At 60.5% G+C, this 13,438-nt stretch carries 13 protein-coding genes; 7 read left to right on the top strand and 6 right to left on the bottom strand.

The window, feature by feature from the left end; translation table 11 throughout:
* Positions 1 to 19 precede the first annotated feature (19 nt).
* Positions 20 to 1,126: a sugar diacid recognition domain-containing protein gene (locus ACIOMR_RS01695; protein WP_087693888.1), complete on the bottom strand. Its 1,107-nt coding sequence runs from the start codon at positions 1,124 to 1,126 to the stop codon at positions 20 to 22.
* Positions 1,127 to 1,287: 161 nt separating this feature from the next.
* Here ACIOMR_RS01695 and ACIOMR_RS01690 point away from each other — a divergent pair, with 161 nt between their 5' ends.
* Entirely contained in the window at positions 1,288 to 2,598 is a 1,311-nt protein-coding gene (locus tag ACIOMR_RS01690; RefSeq protein ID WP_177123023.1) for an MFS transporter, read from the top strand.
* Between the two features lies 1 nt (position 2,599).
* Here the strand turns inward: ACIOMR_RS01690 and ACIOMR_RS01685 are convergent, their stop codons facing one another.
* Positions 2,600 to 2,887, bottom strand: a complete 288-nt coding sequence (locus ACIOMR_RS01685) for a hypothetical protein (RefSeq protein ID WP_087693889.1) — start codon at positions 2,885 to 2,887, stop codon at positions 2,600 to 2,602.
* Between ACIOMR_RS01685 and ACIOMR_RS01680 the strand changes: the two genes are divergently transcribed.
* Positions 2,853 to 3,206: a hypothetical protein gene (locus tag ACIOMR_RS01680; protein WP_023658819.1), complete on the top strand. Its 354-nt coding sequence runs from the start codon at positions 2,853 to 2,855 to the stop codon at positions 3,204 to 3,206. The two genes, ACIOMR_RS01685 and ACIOMR_RS01680, sit on opposite strands and share 35 nt — an antisense overlap.
* Positions 3,207 to 3,271: 65 nt before the next feature.
* On the opposite strand, the gene ACIOMR_RS01675 is transcribed toward ACIOMR_RS01680, so the two are convergent.
* A complete protein-coding gene (locus ACIOMR_RS01675) occupies positions 3,272 to 3,976 on the bottom strand; it encodes an SDR family oxidoreductase (protein ID WP_087693891.1) in 705 nt (234 codons plus the stop codon).
* A gap of 100 nt (positions 3,977 to 4,076) precedes the next feature.
* Here ACIOMR_RS01675 and ACIOMR_RS01670 point away from each other — a divergent pair, with 100 nt between their 5' ends.
* The 3 genes from ACIOMR_RS01670 (at position 4,077) to rarD (ending at position 7,085) form a co-directional block, all read left to right on the top strand.
* Positions 4,077 to 4,979, top strand: a complete 903-nt coding sequence (locus tag ACIOMR_RS01670) for a LysR family transcriptional regulator (RefSeq protein ID WP_177008521.1) — start codon at positions 4,077 to 4,079, stop codon at positions 4,977 to 4,979.
* 76 nt (positions 4,980 to 5,055) lie between these two features.
* The gene (locus ACIOMR_RS01665; RefSeq protein WP_008432538.1) at positions 5,056 to 6,066 is read left to right on the top strand and encodes an aldo/keto reductase; all 1,011 of its coding nucleotides are present in this window, start codon (positions 5,056 to 5,058) and stop codon (positions 6,064 to 6,066) included.
* A gap of 137 nt (positions 6,067 to 6,203) precedes the next feature.
* Positions 6,204 to 7,085 (top strand): EamA family transporter RarD, encoded by an 882-nt coding sequence (rarD, locus tag ACIOMR_RS01660; RefSeq protein ID WP_023658818.1) that lies wholly within the window; start codon positions 6,204 to 6,206, stop codon positions 7,083 to 7,085.
* Here rarD and ACIOMR_RS01655 read toward each other — a convergent pair.
* The 3 genes from ACIOMR_RS01655 to ACIOMR_RS01645 all read right to left on the bottom strand — a co-directional run bounded on the left by ACIOMR_RS01655 (position 7,054) and on the right by ACIOMR_RS01645 (position 10,694).
* Positions 7,054 to 8,286 (bottom strand): dermonecrotic toxin domain-containing protein, encoded by a 1,233-nt coding sequence (locus ACIOMR_RS01655; RefSeq protein ID WP_401191832.1) that lies wholly within the window; start codon positions 8,284 to 8,286, stop codon positions 7,054 to 7,056. The two genes, rarD and ACIOMR_RS01655, sit on opposite strands and share 32 nt — an antisense overlap.
* Positions 8,287 to 8,444: 158 nt before the next feature.
* Positions 8,445 to 9,521 carry a 4-hydroxyphenylpyruvate dioxygenase gene (gene hppD, locus ACIOMR_RS01650; protein WP_003212566.1) on the bottom strand — a complete coding sequence of 359 codons (1,077 nt, stop codon included), beginning with the start codon at positions 9,519 to 9,521 and terminating at the stop codon, positions 8,445 to 8,447.
* Between the two features lie 249 nt (positions 9,522 to 9,770).
* Positions 9,771 to 10,694 (bottom strand): DMT family transporter, encoded by a 924-nt coding sequence (locus tag ACIOMR_RS01645; RefSeq protein WP_178912621.1) that lies wholly within the window; start codon positions 10,692 to 10,694, stop codon positions 9,771 to 9,773.
* 77 nt (positions 10,695 to 10,771) lie between these two features.
* On the opposite strand from ACIOMR_RS01645, the gene ACIOMR_RS01640 reads away from it, so the two are divergent.
* On the top strand, positions 10,772 to 11,644 hold the full coding sequence (locus ACIOMR_RS01640; RefSeq protein WP_401191828.1) for a LysR family transcriptional regulator: 873 nt from the start codon (positions 10,772 to 10,774) through the stop codon (positions 11,642 to 11,644).
* 124 nt (positions 11,645 to 11,768) lie between these two features.
* Positions 11,769 to 13,313, top strand: a complete 1,545-nt coding sequence (locus tag ACIOMR_RS01635) for an EAL domain-containing protein (protein WP_401191825.1) — start codon at positions 11,769 to 11,771, stop codon at positions 13,311 to 13,313.
* Positions 13,314 to 13,438 lie beyond the last annotated feature (125 nt).

The raw sequence follows: 13,438 nt of genomic DNA, 5'->3' as shown, positions 1-13,438 counted from the left end.
AGTGGCTGGGGTTTGTTGTTCATTTGGACAAAGCTTGCGGCAATAGCTGCACGCCGAGGTACAACGCGAGCATGCCGTCGAGGGTCAGCGCGTCGACGCCGCTCAGCTCGGCGATGCGTTCCATGCGGTAGCGCAGGCTGTTGCGGTGGATCCCCAGGGCATCGGCGCAGGCCTGGCTTTGGCCGTCGTGGTCGCACCAGCTGCGCAGGGTCGCCAGCAACTGGCCGTTGCTGTCCTTGGCCAGTACCTTGCGCAGCGGGTTGAGCAGTTCGTCGAGGGCGTCGTCGTTGCGGTGGCGCCAGAGCATGACCGGCAGGCGGTAGCGATTGAGGGTCAGCAACCGCGATTCGGGCAGCACATCACGGCCATAGGCGAGCAGGTCGCCGACCCGCCGGTAACAACGGCGCAGGCCGGCCAGCCCGTCCGCTTGCCCGCCGACGGCGACCCGCAGGATGTTCCAGCCCAGGCCGTCGAGCTTTTCCAGCAGGCGCGGGTTATCGACTTGCACCGACGCCGGCCGGCACCACAGCAGGGAAAACTGCGCGGAGCTGACGCACCAGCTGTCGGGGTAGCGCGAGGTCAGCCAGGCGCTCAAGGCCTCGGCCGACTGGCCGCTGCCCAGCTCGAACAGGTACGGCGTGCGCGCCAGCTGCGGCTTGAGGCCCAGTTGCTGGGCTTCATCCACCAGGCGCGGCGAATCACCGGTCTCGGCCAGCAGCAGTGCCAGCAGATCATCGCAGCGCTGGCGCCGCCATTGCTGCTCGGCTTGCTGGTGACGCTGGCTGACCAGCATTTCGGCGGTCATGCGCACCAGTTCGGCATAGGTGCGCAGCAATTCCGGCTCACCGGTAATGCCCAGCACGCCGATCAGGCGCTGGTCGTGCAGCAGCGGCAGGTTGATCCCGGGTTGCACGCCCTTGAGGTGCTTGGCGGTCTGGCCGTCGATCTCCACCACCCGCCCGTTGGCCAGCACCAACTGCGCGCCTTCGTGGCGGGTGTTGATCCGCTCGGGTTCGCCGCTGCCCAGGATCAGGCCCTGGCTGTCCATGACGTTGACGTTATAGGGCAGGATCGCCATGGTGCGATTGACGATATCCTGCGCCAGGTCATGATCCAGCTCGAACATGGGGCTAAATTCCTGAAAAAAACCGGTTGTTCATAGGCACAGCGCAAACCATGCTTCACTGTGCGCGAGCACAAAGACAGCACCCCTTGAGGTGGCCGAGACTCGTTGGGCGATCAACGTTACCCTCGCATCGCGAAAAATCATAATAAAGAGAGACTGCCATGTCACAGAGCGCCGCTGTTACCCAGGCCACCGATGACGATAAAAACGCCGTATACAAGCGCATCACCCTGCGCCTGATCCCCTTCATTTTCATCTGCTACCTGTTCAACTACCTCGACCGCGTCAACGTCGGCTTTGCCAAGTTGCAGATGCTCGACGACCTGAAATTCAGCGAGACCGTGTACGGCCTCGGTGCCGGGATCTTCTTTATCGGCTACGTGCTGTGCGGCGTGCCGAGCAACCTGGCGCTGACCAAATTCGGTCCACGGCGCTGGATTGCGCTGATGATGATCGTCTGGGGCGCCCTGTCCACCTGCCTGTTGTTCGTTACCACACCGACGCACTTCTACGGCTTGCGCCTGCTGACCGGCGCCGCTGAAGCCGGGTTCTTCCCGGGCGTGGTGCTGTACCTCTCGCAGTGGTTCCCGACCTTCCGCCGTGGGCGGATCATGGCGCTGTTCATGTCGGCGATTCCGGTATCCGGCCTGCTCGGCAGCCCGTTCTCCGGCTGGATCCTCAACCACTTCGCCGCCGGCCAGGGCGGGCTTGCGGGCTGGCAGTGGATGTTCCTGCTGCAAGGCGTGCCGACGGTGATCCTCGGCGCCCTCGCCTACTTCCTGCTCAGCGACAGCTTTGCCAACGCCAAGTGGCTCACGTCCCATGAGCGCGCGGTGCTGGAAGCCGACCAGGCGACCGACCTGGCCAACAAGCCGAAGACCACCAGCGACTCGCTGCTGGAAGTGTTCAAGAACCCGGCGATCTGGGCGTTCGGCCTGATCTACTTCTGCATCCAGAGCGGTGTGTACGCCATCAACTTCTGGCTGCCATCGATCATCAAGAACATGGGCTTCAGCGATAACCTGGTGATTGGCTGGTTGAGTGCGATCCCGTACCTGCTGGCGGCGGTGTTCATGCTGCTGGTGGGCCGCTCTGCCGACTTGCGCAAGGAGCGTCGCTGGCACCTGGTGGTGCCGATGCTGATGGGCGCGATCGGGCTGGTGATTGCGGTGAACTTTGCAACCACGCCGGCCATTGCGATCCTCGGCCTGACCATCGCCACCATGGGTGCCCTCACCGGCCTGCCGATGTTCTGGCCGGTGCCAACCGCGATGCTCAGCGCAGGTGCGGCAGCGGGTGGTCTGGCGTTGATCAACTCCATGGGCCAGATGGCGGGGTTCCTCAGCCCGTATATCGTCGGGTTTGTGAAAGATGCCACCGGGTCTACGGACCTGGCGCTGTACCTGCTGGCGGCGGTGATCGTCGCGGGCAGTGTGTTGGCGTTGCGCATGACGCGCACACTCAAGGCTTGAATCAGCGCTGACCGGTGCCGCGATATCGAGGGCGGCGCCGGTCATCTATCTGCTCATATAAAGGCGTGTTTTTATAGGCAAACAACTGCCTGACAGCCGTATTAACCTCTACGCCCATTCCAGGTAACAAATAGGCTACAACCTTTACCCAGCCTTTACTTTCGTACTCCATCATCCCGTCCGAAACCGCTGTCTGAAGCATATGCCCGGGGATATTATCAAGACCGGTTCGGTGCATACGTAGAGGACTTATCATGATCAGTCGACTCTCAAAAATGAAAGTAGCCATGTTGCTCATTGCCACCCTCGCCATCGCAGGGCAAGCAGAAGCCCGTGGAGGATATGGCTATGGCTGGGGTCACGGTTATGGGTACGGGCATGGCGGTGGTTGGGGCTGGGGTGGCCCGGCTTTGCTGGGTGCGGTTGTCGGCGGTCTCGTAGTGGGTTCGGTGGTCGCCAACTCCCAGCCTCCGGTCTATGTGCAGCAGCAACCGGTTTACGTGCAGCCGCAGCCGGTGTACATCCAACAGCCGCCGCCGGTCTATTACCAGGCGCCGCCTCCAGGCTATTACTACCCGCCACAACCGGTTCCGGTGCCACGTTATTAAGCACGGCCCTGTTACTGATAATGCAGGTCCCGCCTGAAAGCGGGACCTTTTTTATTCAGCTGCCTTTAGAGTAATCCGCCGCCGTCGACATCAATCACGCTACCGGTGATAAACCCGTTCTCCATCGCCAACACATACCCGGCAGCCACTTCTTCGGCCTGCCCCACGCGCCCCACCGGCAACGCCCCGCCCGCCTTGGCAAACATTGCCAGTCGCTGCTCATCGGACAACCCGGCATACGCCTCGGTGTCGATCACGCCCGGGCTGACCACATTGACCCGGCGTGGCGCCAGTTCCTTGGCCAGTTGCTTGCCCAGCGCTTCGGTCGCCGCATTGATGCCGGTCTTGATGAATTGCCCCGCAACCGTTTTGCGCCCCAACTGCCCCGACGTCAGGGTGATGCTGCCGCGCTCGGCGAGAAATGGCAGCGCCGACTGGATCGCCCGCAGCGAACCCCAGAGCTTCACGTTGAAGTTGTCTTGCGCCAGGTTCAGGTCGGTCTCGATCAACGCCTTGGCCTGCACCGCAGGCCCTGCGGTGTAGACCAGATGGTCAAACTGCCCCACGGTTTCGAACAAGCGCTGTAATGAGGCTGCGTCGGTCACGTCCACCTGCTCGCTGCGCACCCCGTTCTCCACGGTTGAAGACAAGCGCCGCCCGGCCAGCACCACATGGGCACCGCGTGCCACGGCCTGCTTGGCCACCGCGGCACCAATGCCGCTGCTGCCGCCAATGACGATGATGGTTTTGCCGTTGAGGGGAGATGTCATGGGGAAATACCTGGCTGAGAAAATGAGCTTTCATCTTCCCAGCTTGGCAATCGTTGAAAAATCCAGGTAAAACGACAAGATCTTTAAAGGATTTTTACAAATGAGCTCAATCCTCGACCTTGAAGTGTTCGTGCGCACCGCCGACACCGGCAGCCTGTCGGCAGCCGCCCGCAGCCTCAGCCTGACCCCGGCCGCAGCGAGCATTGCCCTCAAGCGCCTGGAAACCCGCCTGGGCATCCGGCTGCTGGCGCGTTCCACCCGCAGCATGCGCCTGACCGAAGAAGGCCGGCGCTACCTCGACAGTGTGCGCGTGGCCCTGGAGGCGCTGTCGGAAGGCGAACAGGCGGTCAAGCAGCAAGGCCAGAGCCTCAGCGGATTACTGCAATTGGCCGCGCCCTCGGATTTCGGGCGCAATGTGCTGCTGGGCTGGCTGGATGAGTTCAAGCTCGAACACCCGAACGTGCGCCTTCAGTTGCTGCTCAACGACAGCAATGCCGACCTGTTCCGCGAAACCGTCGACATCGCCCTGCGCTTCGGCGTACCACGGGACTCCAGCCTGGTCGCGTTGCCGGTGGTGCCCGACCACACGCGGGTGGCGTGCGCCAGCCCCGACTACCTCGCGCGCCACGGTACGCCACGCCTCCCCCAGGACCTGGCACAACACAACACGCTGCGCTATATGCGCCAGGGTCGGGCGAACAACACCTGGTACTTTCGCCAGGGCGAGGTGCTGCAGGAAGTCGAGGTCGGCGGCGACTACCTCAGTGATGACGGCGAGATCGTGCGGCGCTGGGCATTGGCCGGGCACGGCATCGCCTATAAAGCGCGGCTGGATGTAGCGCGCGATATCAAGGCCGGGCGCCTGGTGCCGTTGCTCACCGATTGGCAAGGCGAACCGACCCCGTTCAATCTGATGTGTCCCCATCGGTTGCAGGTGTCGGAGCGGGTCAAGGTACTGCACCGCTTCCTGCAACTGCGCTGCGCCGAACTATTACCGCAATAACCGTCGCGGGGCTTGTTCCAGAGCCTTGCTCTCTGGTATTGGATAGGGCCTGTCTCCCCCTTTTGAGGTGTTCACGATGATTTACCGCACACTGGGCCAGTCCGGGTTGAAGGTCAGCGCACTGACCCTGGGCAGCATGATGTTTGGCGAGCAGACCAACACCGAGGACTCGCTGCGCATCATCGACAAGGCCTGGGATCAAGGCATCAACTTTATCGACACCGCCGACGTCTACACCGGCGGGCGCTCCGAGGAAATCGTCGGCGAAGCCATCGCCCGCCAGCGCCAGGATTGGGTGCTGGCCTCGAAGGTCGGCATCGGCCCGGCGGATGGCCTGCCGAACCGCAGCGGCCTGAGTCGCAAGCGGATTTTCAATGCGCTGGAAGCCAGCCTGACGCGCCTCGACACCGATTACCTGGACATCTATTACCTGCACCGCGAAGACCACAACACGCCACTGGAAGTCACGATTTCAGCGATTGGCGACTTGATCCGCGAGGGCAAGATCCGCCACTGGGGCTTGTCCAACTACCGCGGCTGGCGGATCGCTGAAGTGATCCGCGTGGCCGAGCGCCTCGGGGTGGACAAACCGATCATCAGCCAGCCGCTGTACAACATCGTCAACCGCCAGGCCGAGGTGGAGCAGATCACCGCCGCCGCCGCGTATGGCCTGGGCGTGGTGCCTTACAGCCCGCTGGCCCGTGGCGTGCTCAGCGGCAAATATGCGCCGGACGTAACGCCTGAAGCCGGCAGCCGTGCCGGGCGCCAGGACAAGCGCATCCTGGAAACCGAATGGCGCGTTGAATCCCTGCGCATCGCCCAGCAGATCCAGCAATACACCCAGGGCCGTGGCGTGGGGATTGTCGAGTTCGCGATTGCCTGGGTCCTGAACAACTCGGCGGTCAGTTCGGCGATTGTCGGGCCGCGCACCGAGGCGCAGTGGGATGCCTACACCGGCGCGCTGGAGGTGAAGATCACGGCGGAGGACGAAGCATTCATCGACTCGCTGGTCACGCCAGGGCATGCGTCGACGCCAGGGTTCAATGATGTGAGCCACTTTGTGTCGGGGCGAGTTGCCCGGCCATAAGTCCCTTTTATGGGGGGACCTGAGAAATCCTCCCATAAACCGCTCCAAAACAGAGCAAACATCTCACCTCAAAAGCACTATATTCCCTCCCTGAAATCCCCCCTTCTTTTGTATCAATCGGCTTTCGTGAGGACAGTGTGTCTAAAGGTGTTGTGTTATCGGTCTTGGCCTCGGTGTTGTTTGCCGTAATGTATTACTTCACGTCGCTGCTTACGCCCTTGAGCGGCCTGGAGATCTTCGGCTGGCGCATGTTGTTGACGGTGCCCTGCATGACCGTGTTCATGATTGTCAGCGGCGAGTGGCGACGGGTGTGGGAACTGGTTCGGCTGGTTGCGGCCAAACCCGCGCTGATCGGCGGGGTCGTGGTGTCTTCGGCGCTGCTGGGGGTGCAGTTGTGGCTGTTCATGTGGGCGCCGCTCAACGGTCGCAGCCTGGATGTATCGCTGGGCTATTTCCTGCTGCCATTGACGATGGTACTGACCGGTCGGCTGGTGTATGGCGAACAATTGTCACGCCTGCAAAAGATTGCGGTGTTCTTCGCCGGTGCTGGTGTGCTGAACGAGTTGTATCAGGTGGGCGGATTCTCCTGGGCAACCCTGGTAGTGATCATCGGCTACCCGGTTTACTTCGTATTGCGCAAACGCCTGAAGACCGACCACCTCGGCGGGCTGTGGCTCGATATGGCGCTGATGTTGCCGGTGGCACTGTGGTTCGTGCAAAGCGGCGAACAGGGTTTTGCCGTGCTCGACGCCCACAAGGGCTTGTACGCCTTGATCCCGATGCTGGGCTTGATCAGTGCGTCGGCGCTGGTGTGCTACGTCGTCGCCAGCCGCTTGTTGGCCTTCAGCCTGTTCGGGCTGCTCAGCTATGTAGAACCGGTGCTGCTGCTCGGCGTGGCCTTGTTGTTGGGCGAAAGCATCAAGGCGGGGGAATGGCTGACGTATCTTCCGATCTGGCTCGCGGTGATGGTGCTGGTGTTTGAAGGCTTCAAGCATTTGGTGCGTCAGCAGAAGGCCTGACAGCGCTTTTTTTTGCTGCCATTTCGAGCATTACAGCCGTTTGCGACAACCCCCCTCGGATGGCCCCGTAATACGGAATCCTGCCTTGGATTTCGTCGCCTATTTGCGTCAGTGCGGCGTCCATTTGCGCCTTTTCAACGCCAAACAGCTTACCGAGCCGGTTGCCATGGTTGAGTTCAAGCAAGGTGCCGGTGACGGGGTTTTTGACGATTTTTTCGATGGACTGCGCCACATCCTCAGGCACGCCCAGTGCGATCAAGGCCGTCCCAATGCCTGAACCCGGATTCTTCAGTTGGCGGATGAACTCGTCGAACAGCCCCCATAAATCGTTGGCACCTACATTATCCAGGCTGACACTGACGACCGTTTTCAAGTATTGCTCTCGCGAGACAGGCGACAGCGGCTGGTCATTGTTCAGGCCGTTTTTCACAAAGTAGAAGTTGCCCTTGTTACCTCCTCCATGGAAGTTGCCGTAGGCATCGTACTGATAGAGTACGGTTTCTCCGTCCGGACGTGTGCCTGCGAAAGTCACCCGGCCATCACGGGTCTCAACTTTCAGGTAGGTCCCCGTCAGCCCGTTGACCGGTACCGGCGGCACGCTTGTGTGCTTGTCCAGGCGATTGAAGATATCGCCCTTTTCGTAGCCAAAAGGCCCGACCACGGCATTGATATCGCCTGCGGCGAAGCGCGTCATCGTGTCTTTTACCCGCTTTGTCTGATCGGCAGGTGCATTGCGGGAAAAATGCCCGGCAAATACATCCAACTTGTCAGGGTCGGTGGCGACCTCTTTGAGCCAGGCGTTCATTTCTTCAAGGTTATTGAATTCGAAGAACGAATTGCCCTCAACGTCAGGAATATACAACAGGACATTCGTTCCGGTTTCAGAGGCGGGTACGCGTTTGACCACCAGAATGTCGCTCGACTGGATCCCGTCCGCCGCGAACGTGCAGACCTGCGCGCCGACGGTTGATGAGGTACCCGGGGCCAATACGGCATTGGCCAGTTCGACGCCTGCGGCGGTCAGCTCGCCTTGCGCACTGCTCCATTCCACGTTCGAGGAAAACGTCACGCGGGCGACAGTGGCAGGACTTAATGGGGAGGGAGCAGTTGGGGCCAAGGGACTGATGGCCGGTTCGTCGTTGACGGCTGCTGCCTGATTCAAACCTGGAGGTGGACTACCGGTGTGCGCAATGACTGTCATACATGAACCTCAACTGGGCATATGACACTGAGTAACGCTGGCAGTGAATTCCGTTCCTGGCCGCTGGCAACCGCCTGTGTCCCGATGTTTCTGCCGGGCAACAAAAAGCCCGGCCGGGTGCAATCCCGGTCGGGCTTTTTTGTGTATCGCCCAGGCGATCAGTCAGCGGTCAACACACCACGACGCACTTGGTCGCGCTCGATGGATTCGAACAGTGCCTTGAAGTTGCCTTCACCAAAGCCGTCGTCACCCTTACGCTGGATGAACTCGAAGAACACCGGGCCCATCAGGGTTTCCGAGAAGATCTGCAGCAGCAGGCGCTTGTCCCCCGCCACTGACGAGCCGTCCAGCAGGATGCCGCGTGCCTGCAGTTGATCCACCGGCTCGCCGTGGTTCGGCAGGCGGCCTTCGAGCATCTCATAATAGGTGTCTGGCGGCGCGGTCATGAAGCGCATGCCGATCTTCTTCAACGCATCCCAGGTCTTGACCAGGTCATCGGTGAGGAAGGCAACGTGCTGGATGCCCTCGCCGTTGAACTGCATCAGGAACTCTTCGATCTGCCCGGCACCCTTGGACGACTCTTCGTTCAGCGGGATGCGGATCATGCCGTCCGGGGCGCTCATGGCCTTGGAGGTCAGGCCGGTGTATTCGCCCTTGATGTCGAAATAGCGCGCCTCACGGAAATTGAACAGCTTCTCGTAGAAGTTCGCCCAGTAGGCCATGCGGCCGCGGTACACGTTGTGGGTCAAGTGGTCGATGACCTTGAGGCCCGCGCCCACCGGGTTGCGCTCGACACCTTCGAGGTACACGAAGTCGATGTCATAGATCGAGCTGCCTTCACCAAAGCGGTCGATCAGGTACAGCGGCGCGCCGCCAATGCCCTTGATCGCCGGCAGGTTCAGCTCCATCGGGCCGGTTTCGATATGGATAGGCTGGGCGCCCAGTTCCAGGGCCCGGTTGTAGGCCTGTTGCGAGTCCTTGACGCGAAACGCCATGCCGCACACCGACGGGCCGTGCTCGGCCGCAAAGTAGGAGGCGATGCTGTTGGGTTCGTTGTTGAGGATCAGGTTGATCTCGCCCTGCCGGTACAGGTGTACGTTCTTGGAACGGTGGGTCGCGACCTTGGTGAAGCCCATGATCTCGAAGATCGGCTCCAGGGTGCCCGGGGTTGGCGATGCGAATTCGATGAACTCAAAGCCCATCAGGCCCATTGGGTTTTCGTACAGGTCTGCCATTTTCGGTGCCTCATCATCATTCTTGTAATTAACAAATGCTTATTTGCGAGCAAGGATGAGGTCAGCGGGTGGCGCACAGGAGATACCCCGCACGCTGCGGGCGAGGAAGTCACCAAAGATGAGGGGGGACCCGAGTAGCTTCATGGTTACATCAGTCTCTGACGGGCGAGGCTTGCGTTAGCGCAAGTCCTTATTCTTGTATGCGTAAATCGATTCTACACAGCGTAAACAGATTTGTCCGTACTCTTATCAAATCCCCATTGCCCTGGCCCGCGCAAGGGGTTTGTTGCACAGATAGATGCCCAGCAGAATGACCGCCCCACCCAGCAACATCGGCACGGTCAGTTGCTCGCCAAGCAGCAATGCGCCGCAGATCACTGCCGTCAGCGGATTGAGGGCGATAAATACACCCGCACGGGTGGCGCCGATGCGGCGCAGGCCATCGTAGTAGCCGATGTAGGCCAGTGCCGAGCCCAGCACGCCCAGGTACAGCAAACTCATCAGTTGGGGCAGATCAATCCGGCCCAATGCGGCCACCGTTAGTCGGCCCGTCACCAGCGTGGTGATCGTCAGCATCAGCGTGCCCAGCAGGATCGACCAGGTCACGGTTTGCAACGGCCCCAGGCGCTGGTTGAGACTCCGGGAAAACAGCGAGTACACGCCCCACCCCACCACGCAGCCGAAAATCAGCAAGTCGCCTACCCACGCATCTGCCGTGCCCTGCAGCAACTGAGGGTTGCGACTGACGATCACCAGCCCTGCGCCACCCAGGCACAGCGCGATCCCCACCAGCTTGAAGCAGCCCAGGCGTTCCTTGAACAGCAGCCACGAGGCCAGGCCAATCACTGCCGGGTTCAGCGCCACGATCAACGACGCCCGGGACGCATTGATGTAATGCAGGCCGTAGAAAAAACACAGGTTGTAGAAAAAGATCCCGAAAAAGCCCAGCACCATCAATTGCATCCATTGCGCGGTGGTCGGACGCACCAGGCGAATACGCGCGACGCCCAGGAAGGCCAGCAGCGCCAGGCTGGCCAGTGCAAAGCGCACGGTTGCCGCCAACAGTGGGTCCAGGCCTGCCGCCAGATAGCGCCCGGCAACGAAGGTGCCGCCCCAGATCATGGTCACGGCCGCCAGCTTCAGATACGTCAGACGGTCAGGGCTCGGGTTCATCAGATTTCTACTCACAAGACACGGGATTGGCTTATTGTTTGGTTAATCCCCGATCATCGTAAAATGAGTAAATACTCATGACCCTTACCCAACTGGAAATCTTTTCCCTGGTGGCCGAACTTCAAGGTTTCACCAGCGCCGCCAATCGCCTGGGCATCAGCCAATCGGCGGTGTCCCATGCGATCAAATCCCTGGAGCAGGAACTGGGTGTGGAGTTGATCCGACGTCATCAGTCCCAGGTCGAACTCAGCGATATCGGCCAACAACTGCTGTTGCGCGCCCGGGCCATGCTCGGGTTGGCCAACACGCTGCAACAGGAAGCCGCCGATGCCCGCGGGATGAAGCGCGGCACGCTGCGCATCGGCTCGTTCGGGCCGACCTCATCGATTCGCCTGTTGCCCGCGATCCTGCAGCATTTTCGCGAGCAGCATCCGGGCATCGAGGTGCATGTCGACGAAGGCCCCGATCGCCAGGTGACGCAGTGGCTGGAAGAGCGGCGCGTCGACGTTGGGTTTGTGGTGCTGCCTGAAGAGCGCTTCGATGCGTTCCCGTTGATTGAGGACCAACTGGTCGCGCTGCTGCCCTTGGGGCATCACTTGGGCGCGCAGCCAAGTGTCAGCCTGAAAGCGCTGTGTGGTGAACCTTTTATCCTGACCCAGGCCGGTTCGGCCGAACTGGTCTCAAGGCTGTTCGTCGGTGCAGGGTTGCAGCCGGATGTGCGTTACCGCTGCTCACAGCTGCTCAGCACCCTGGACACCGTGCGCCGGGGCGACGGCGTGACCATTGTCGCCGAGTTGTCGCTGCCTGAATCCACGCAGGCGGATTACCTGATCAAACCGCTCAAGCCTGCCGTCAAACGCCAGGTGGGGCTGGCGGTACTGGACCGTCGGCAGTCCTCGCCGGCAACCCTGGCATTTATTCAACTGGCCACACGGTTGAAGCTTTATTGAACATGCACAGACGCCTGCCGCCATCTATCATGGCCAATACCGATACGCTTTGTTGGAAGGCCACCGAGGTTGTCCCGACCGCATTTGAGCGTCCTATTGCCCTCTCCCGCTACAGGCTGCGCAAATGCCACTGACCGTCAAAGGCCCCCGAAAGGCCTCCACTCGCCACCTGATCACCCTGCTCAGTGGCGCGCTGCCCATTTTGCTGGGTGTGCTTATCCTGTATTGGCAAGCCGGGCGCACCCTCGAGCACAGCACAGCGCAAACCGCCCAGGAGGCCGTGCGCCAGTTTGACCTGATGCTCGACAACACCGCCCTCGCCGCCCAGGACCTGCTGCCACTGGCCGGCCATGAATGTGATAACCCGACTCAACTGAAGCTGCGGGAACAGGTCACCCGCCGGCCGTTCGTGCGCGCCACCACCTTGTCCTGGCAGCGCAACATCTATTGCAGCTCGTTGTTTGGTGGCAACTACCAGTCACCGGTCAACCCTGAGGACTACGTCGGCGGCCGTCTCTGGCTGATGAAAGGCAACCCGGTGACACCCGACACCGCATTGCTTGTTTATCGCCTCACCGAGGGAGAACGGGGGGCCTTTGCCTCCATCGATGGCTACCACCTGACAAACGCCTTGCGCCTGATCAGCCGATATACCGACCTGGTGTTGCAGGTGGGGCCTAACTGGCTGGCGGCGGATGGCAAGGTGCACAGCACAACGCTGCCGACATTTTCCGTCGCGCATCATCATCTCGACTCCACACGGTATACCTACAGCGTAGAAGCCGGGATGCCGGAGGGTGAAACCTGGCGCTACATGCAGGCGCGGTATCCTGCACTGTTCGTTCTGGTGGTGTTTTTCGGCGTGCTGGCAGGCATCCTCGCCCACTGGCTGCAAAAGCGCTCATCGGCACCGACCCTGGAACTGCAACGGGCCCTGGGCGCCAATGAATTTGTGCCCTATTACCAGCCAGTGGTGCGTGGCGACAACATCCGGCAGTGGGCCGGCTGTGAAGTGCTGATGCGCTGGAATCATCCCAGGGAAGGCCTGGTGCGCCCGGACCTGTTCATTCCCCTGGCCGAACATTCGGGCCTGATCGTACCGATGACCCGCGCCCTGATGCGCCAGACCGCCGCACAGTTGGCGCCCCACACCGCGCAGTTTGCCGACAATTTTCACGTGGGCATCAACATTACCGCTCGCCATTGTCACGACCTGGAGCTGGTGGAGGACTGCCGGGAGTTCCTCGCTGCCTTCCCGCCGGGCAAGGTGATCCTGGTCCTGGAGTTGACCGAGCGCGAGTTGATCGAACCCACGGATATCACCCGCCAGCTGTTCCAGGCGCTTCATGAAATGGGGGTAATGATCGCGATCGACGACTTTGGCACCGGCCACTCCAGCCTGGGTTATTTGCGCAACTTCAATGTCGATTACTTGAAGATAGATCAAAGCTTCGTGGCAATGATCGGTGTTGATGCACTCTCGCGGCATATACTCGACAGCATCATTGAACTGTCTGCCAAGCTGGACCTGGGCATCGTTGCCGAAGGCGTCGAAACACAAGAACAATGCGACTATCTGGCGGCCCAAGGCGTTGATTTCTTGCAAGGCTACCTGTTTGGCAAGCCTGTACCTTGCGACGAGTTCATTAGATTCCTGAACAGCCATTGAATAGCCAGCCACTTCAACGGAAATATTGTTATTTATACAAAAGACATGATTTACTCATGACTGATTAACTACTACAATTTTTCCTGCCTGTGCTGAATTGGCAGGAAGGCCACTTTCATTGAGTC

The sequence above is a fragment of the Pseudomonas sp. NPDC087814 genome (assembly GCF_044742865.1).
In the GTDB taxonomy this organism is placed as follows: Bacteria; Pseudomonadota; Gammaproteobacteria; order Pseudomonadales; family Pseudomonadaceae; genus Aquipseudomonas.
The sequence above is the reverse complement of the archived record's forward strand: the minus strand, read 5'-3'. Positions and strand labels throughout refer to the sequence as shown.

Excerpts from the sequence above, each read along its gene's own strand:
- ACIOMR_RS01695 (WP_087693888.1), bottom strand. The coding sequence starts at position 1,126 with ATGTTCGAGCTGGATCATGACCTGGCGCAGGATATCGTCAATCGCACC.
- ACIOMR_RS01690 (WP_177123023.1), top strand. The coding sequence starts at position 1,288 with ATGTCACAGAGCGCCGCTGTTACCCAGGCCACCGATGACGATAAAAAC.
- ACIOMR_RS01680 (WP_023658819.1), top strand. The coding sequence starts at position 2,853 with ATGATCAGTCGACTCTCAAAAATGAAAGTAGCCATGTTGCTCATTGCC.
- ACIOMR_RS01685 (WP_087693889.1), bottom strand. The coding sequence starts at position 2,887 with ATGGCTACTTTCATTTTTGAGAGTCGACTGATCATGATAAGTCCTCTA.
- ACIOMR_RS01675 (WP_087693891.1), bottom strand. The coding sequence starts at position 3,976 with ATGACATCTCCCCTCAACGGCAAAACCATCATCGTCATTGGCGGCAGC.
- ACIOMR_RS01670 (WP_177008521.1), top strand. The coding sequence starts at position 4,077 with ATGAGCTCAATCCTCGACCTTGAAGTGTTCGTGCGCACCGCCGACACC.
- ACIOMR_RS01665 (WP_008432538.1), top strand. The coding sequence starts at position 5,056 with ATGATTTACCGCACACTGGGCCAGTCCGGGTTGAAGGTCAGCGCACTG.
- ACIOMR_RS01655 (WP_401191832.1), bottom strand. The coding sequence starts at position 8,286 with ATGACAGTCATTGCGCACACCGGTAGTCCACCTCCAGGTTTGAATCAG.
- hppD (WP_003212566.1), bottom strand. The coding sequence starts at position 9,521 with ATGGCAGACCTGTACGAAAACCCAATGGGCCTGATGGGCTTTGAGTTC.
- ACIOMR_RS01645 (WP_178912621.1), bottom strand. The coding sequence starts at position 10,694 with ATGAACCCGAGCCCTGACCGTCTGACGTATCTGAAGCTGGCGGCCGTG.
- ACIOMR_RS01640 (WP_401191828.1), top strand. The coding sequence starts at position 10,772 with ATGACCCTTACCCAACTGGAAATCTTTTCCCTGGTGGCCGAACTTCAA.
- ACIOMR_RS01635 (WP_401191825.1), top strand. The coding sequence starts at position 11,769 with ATGCCACTGACCGTCAAAGGCCCCCGAAAGGCCTCCACTCGCCACCTG.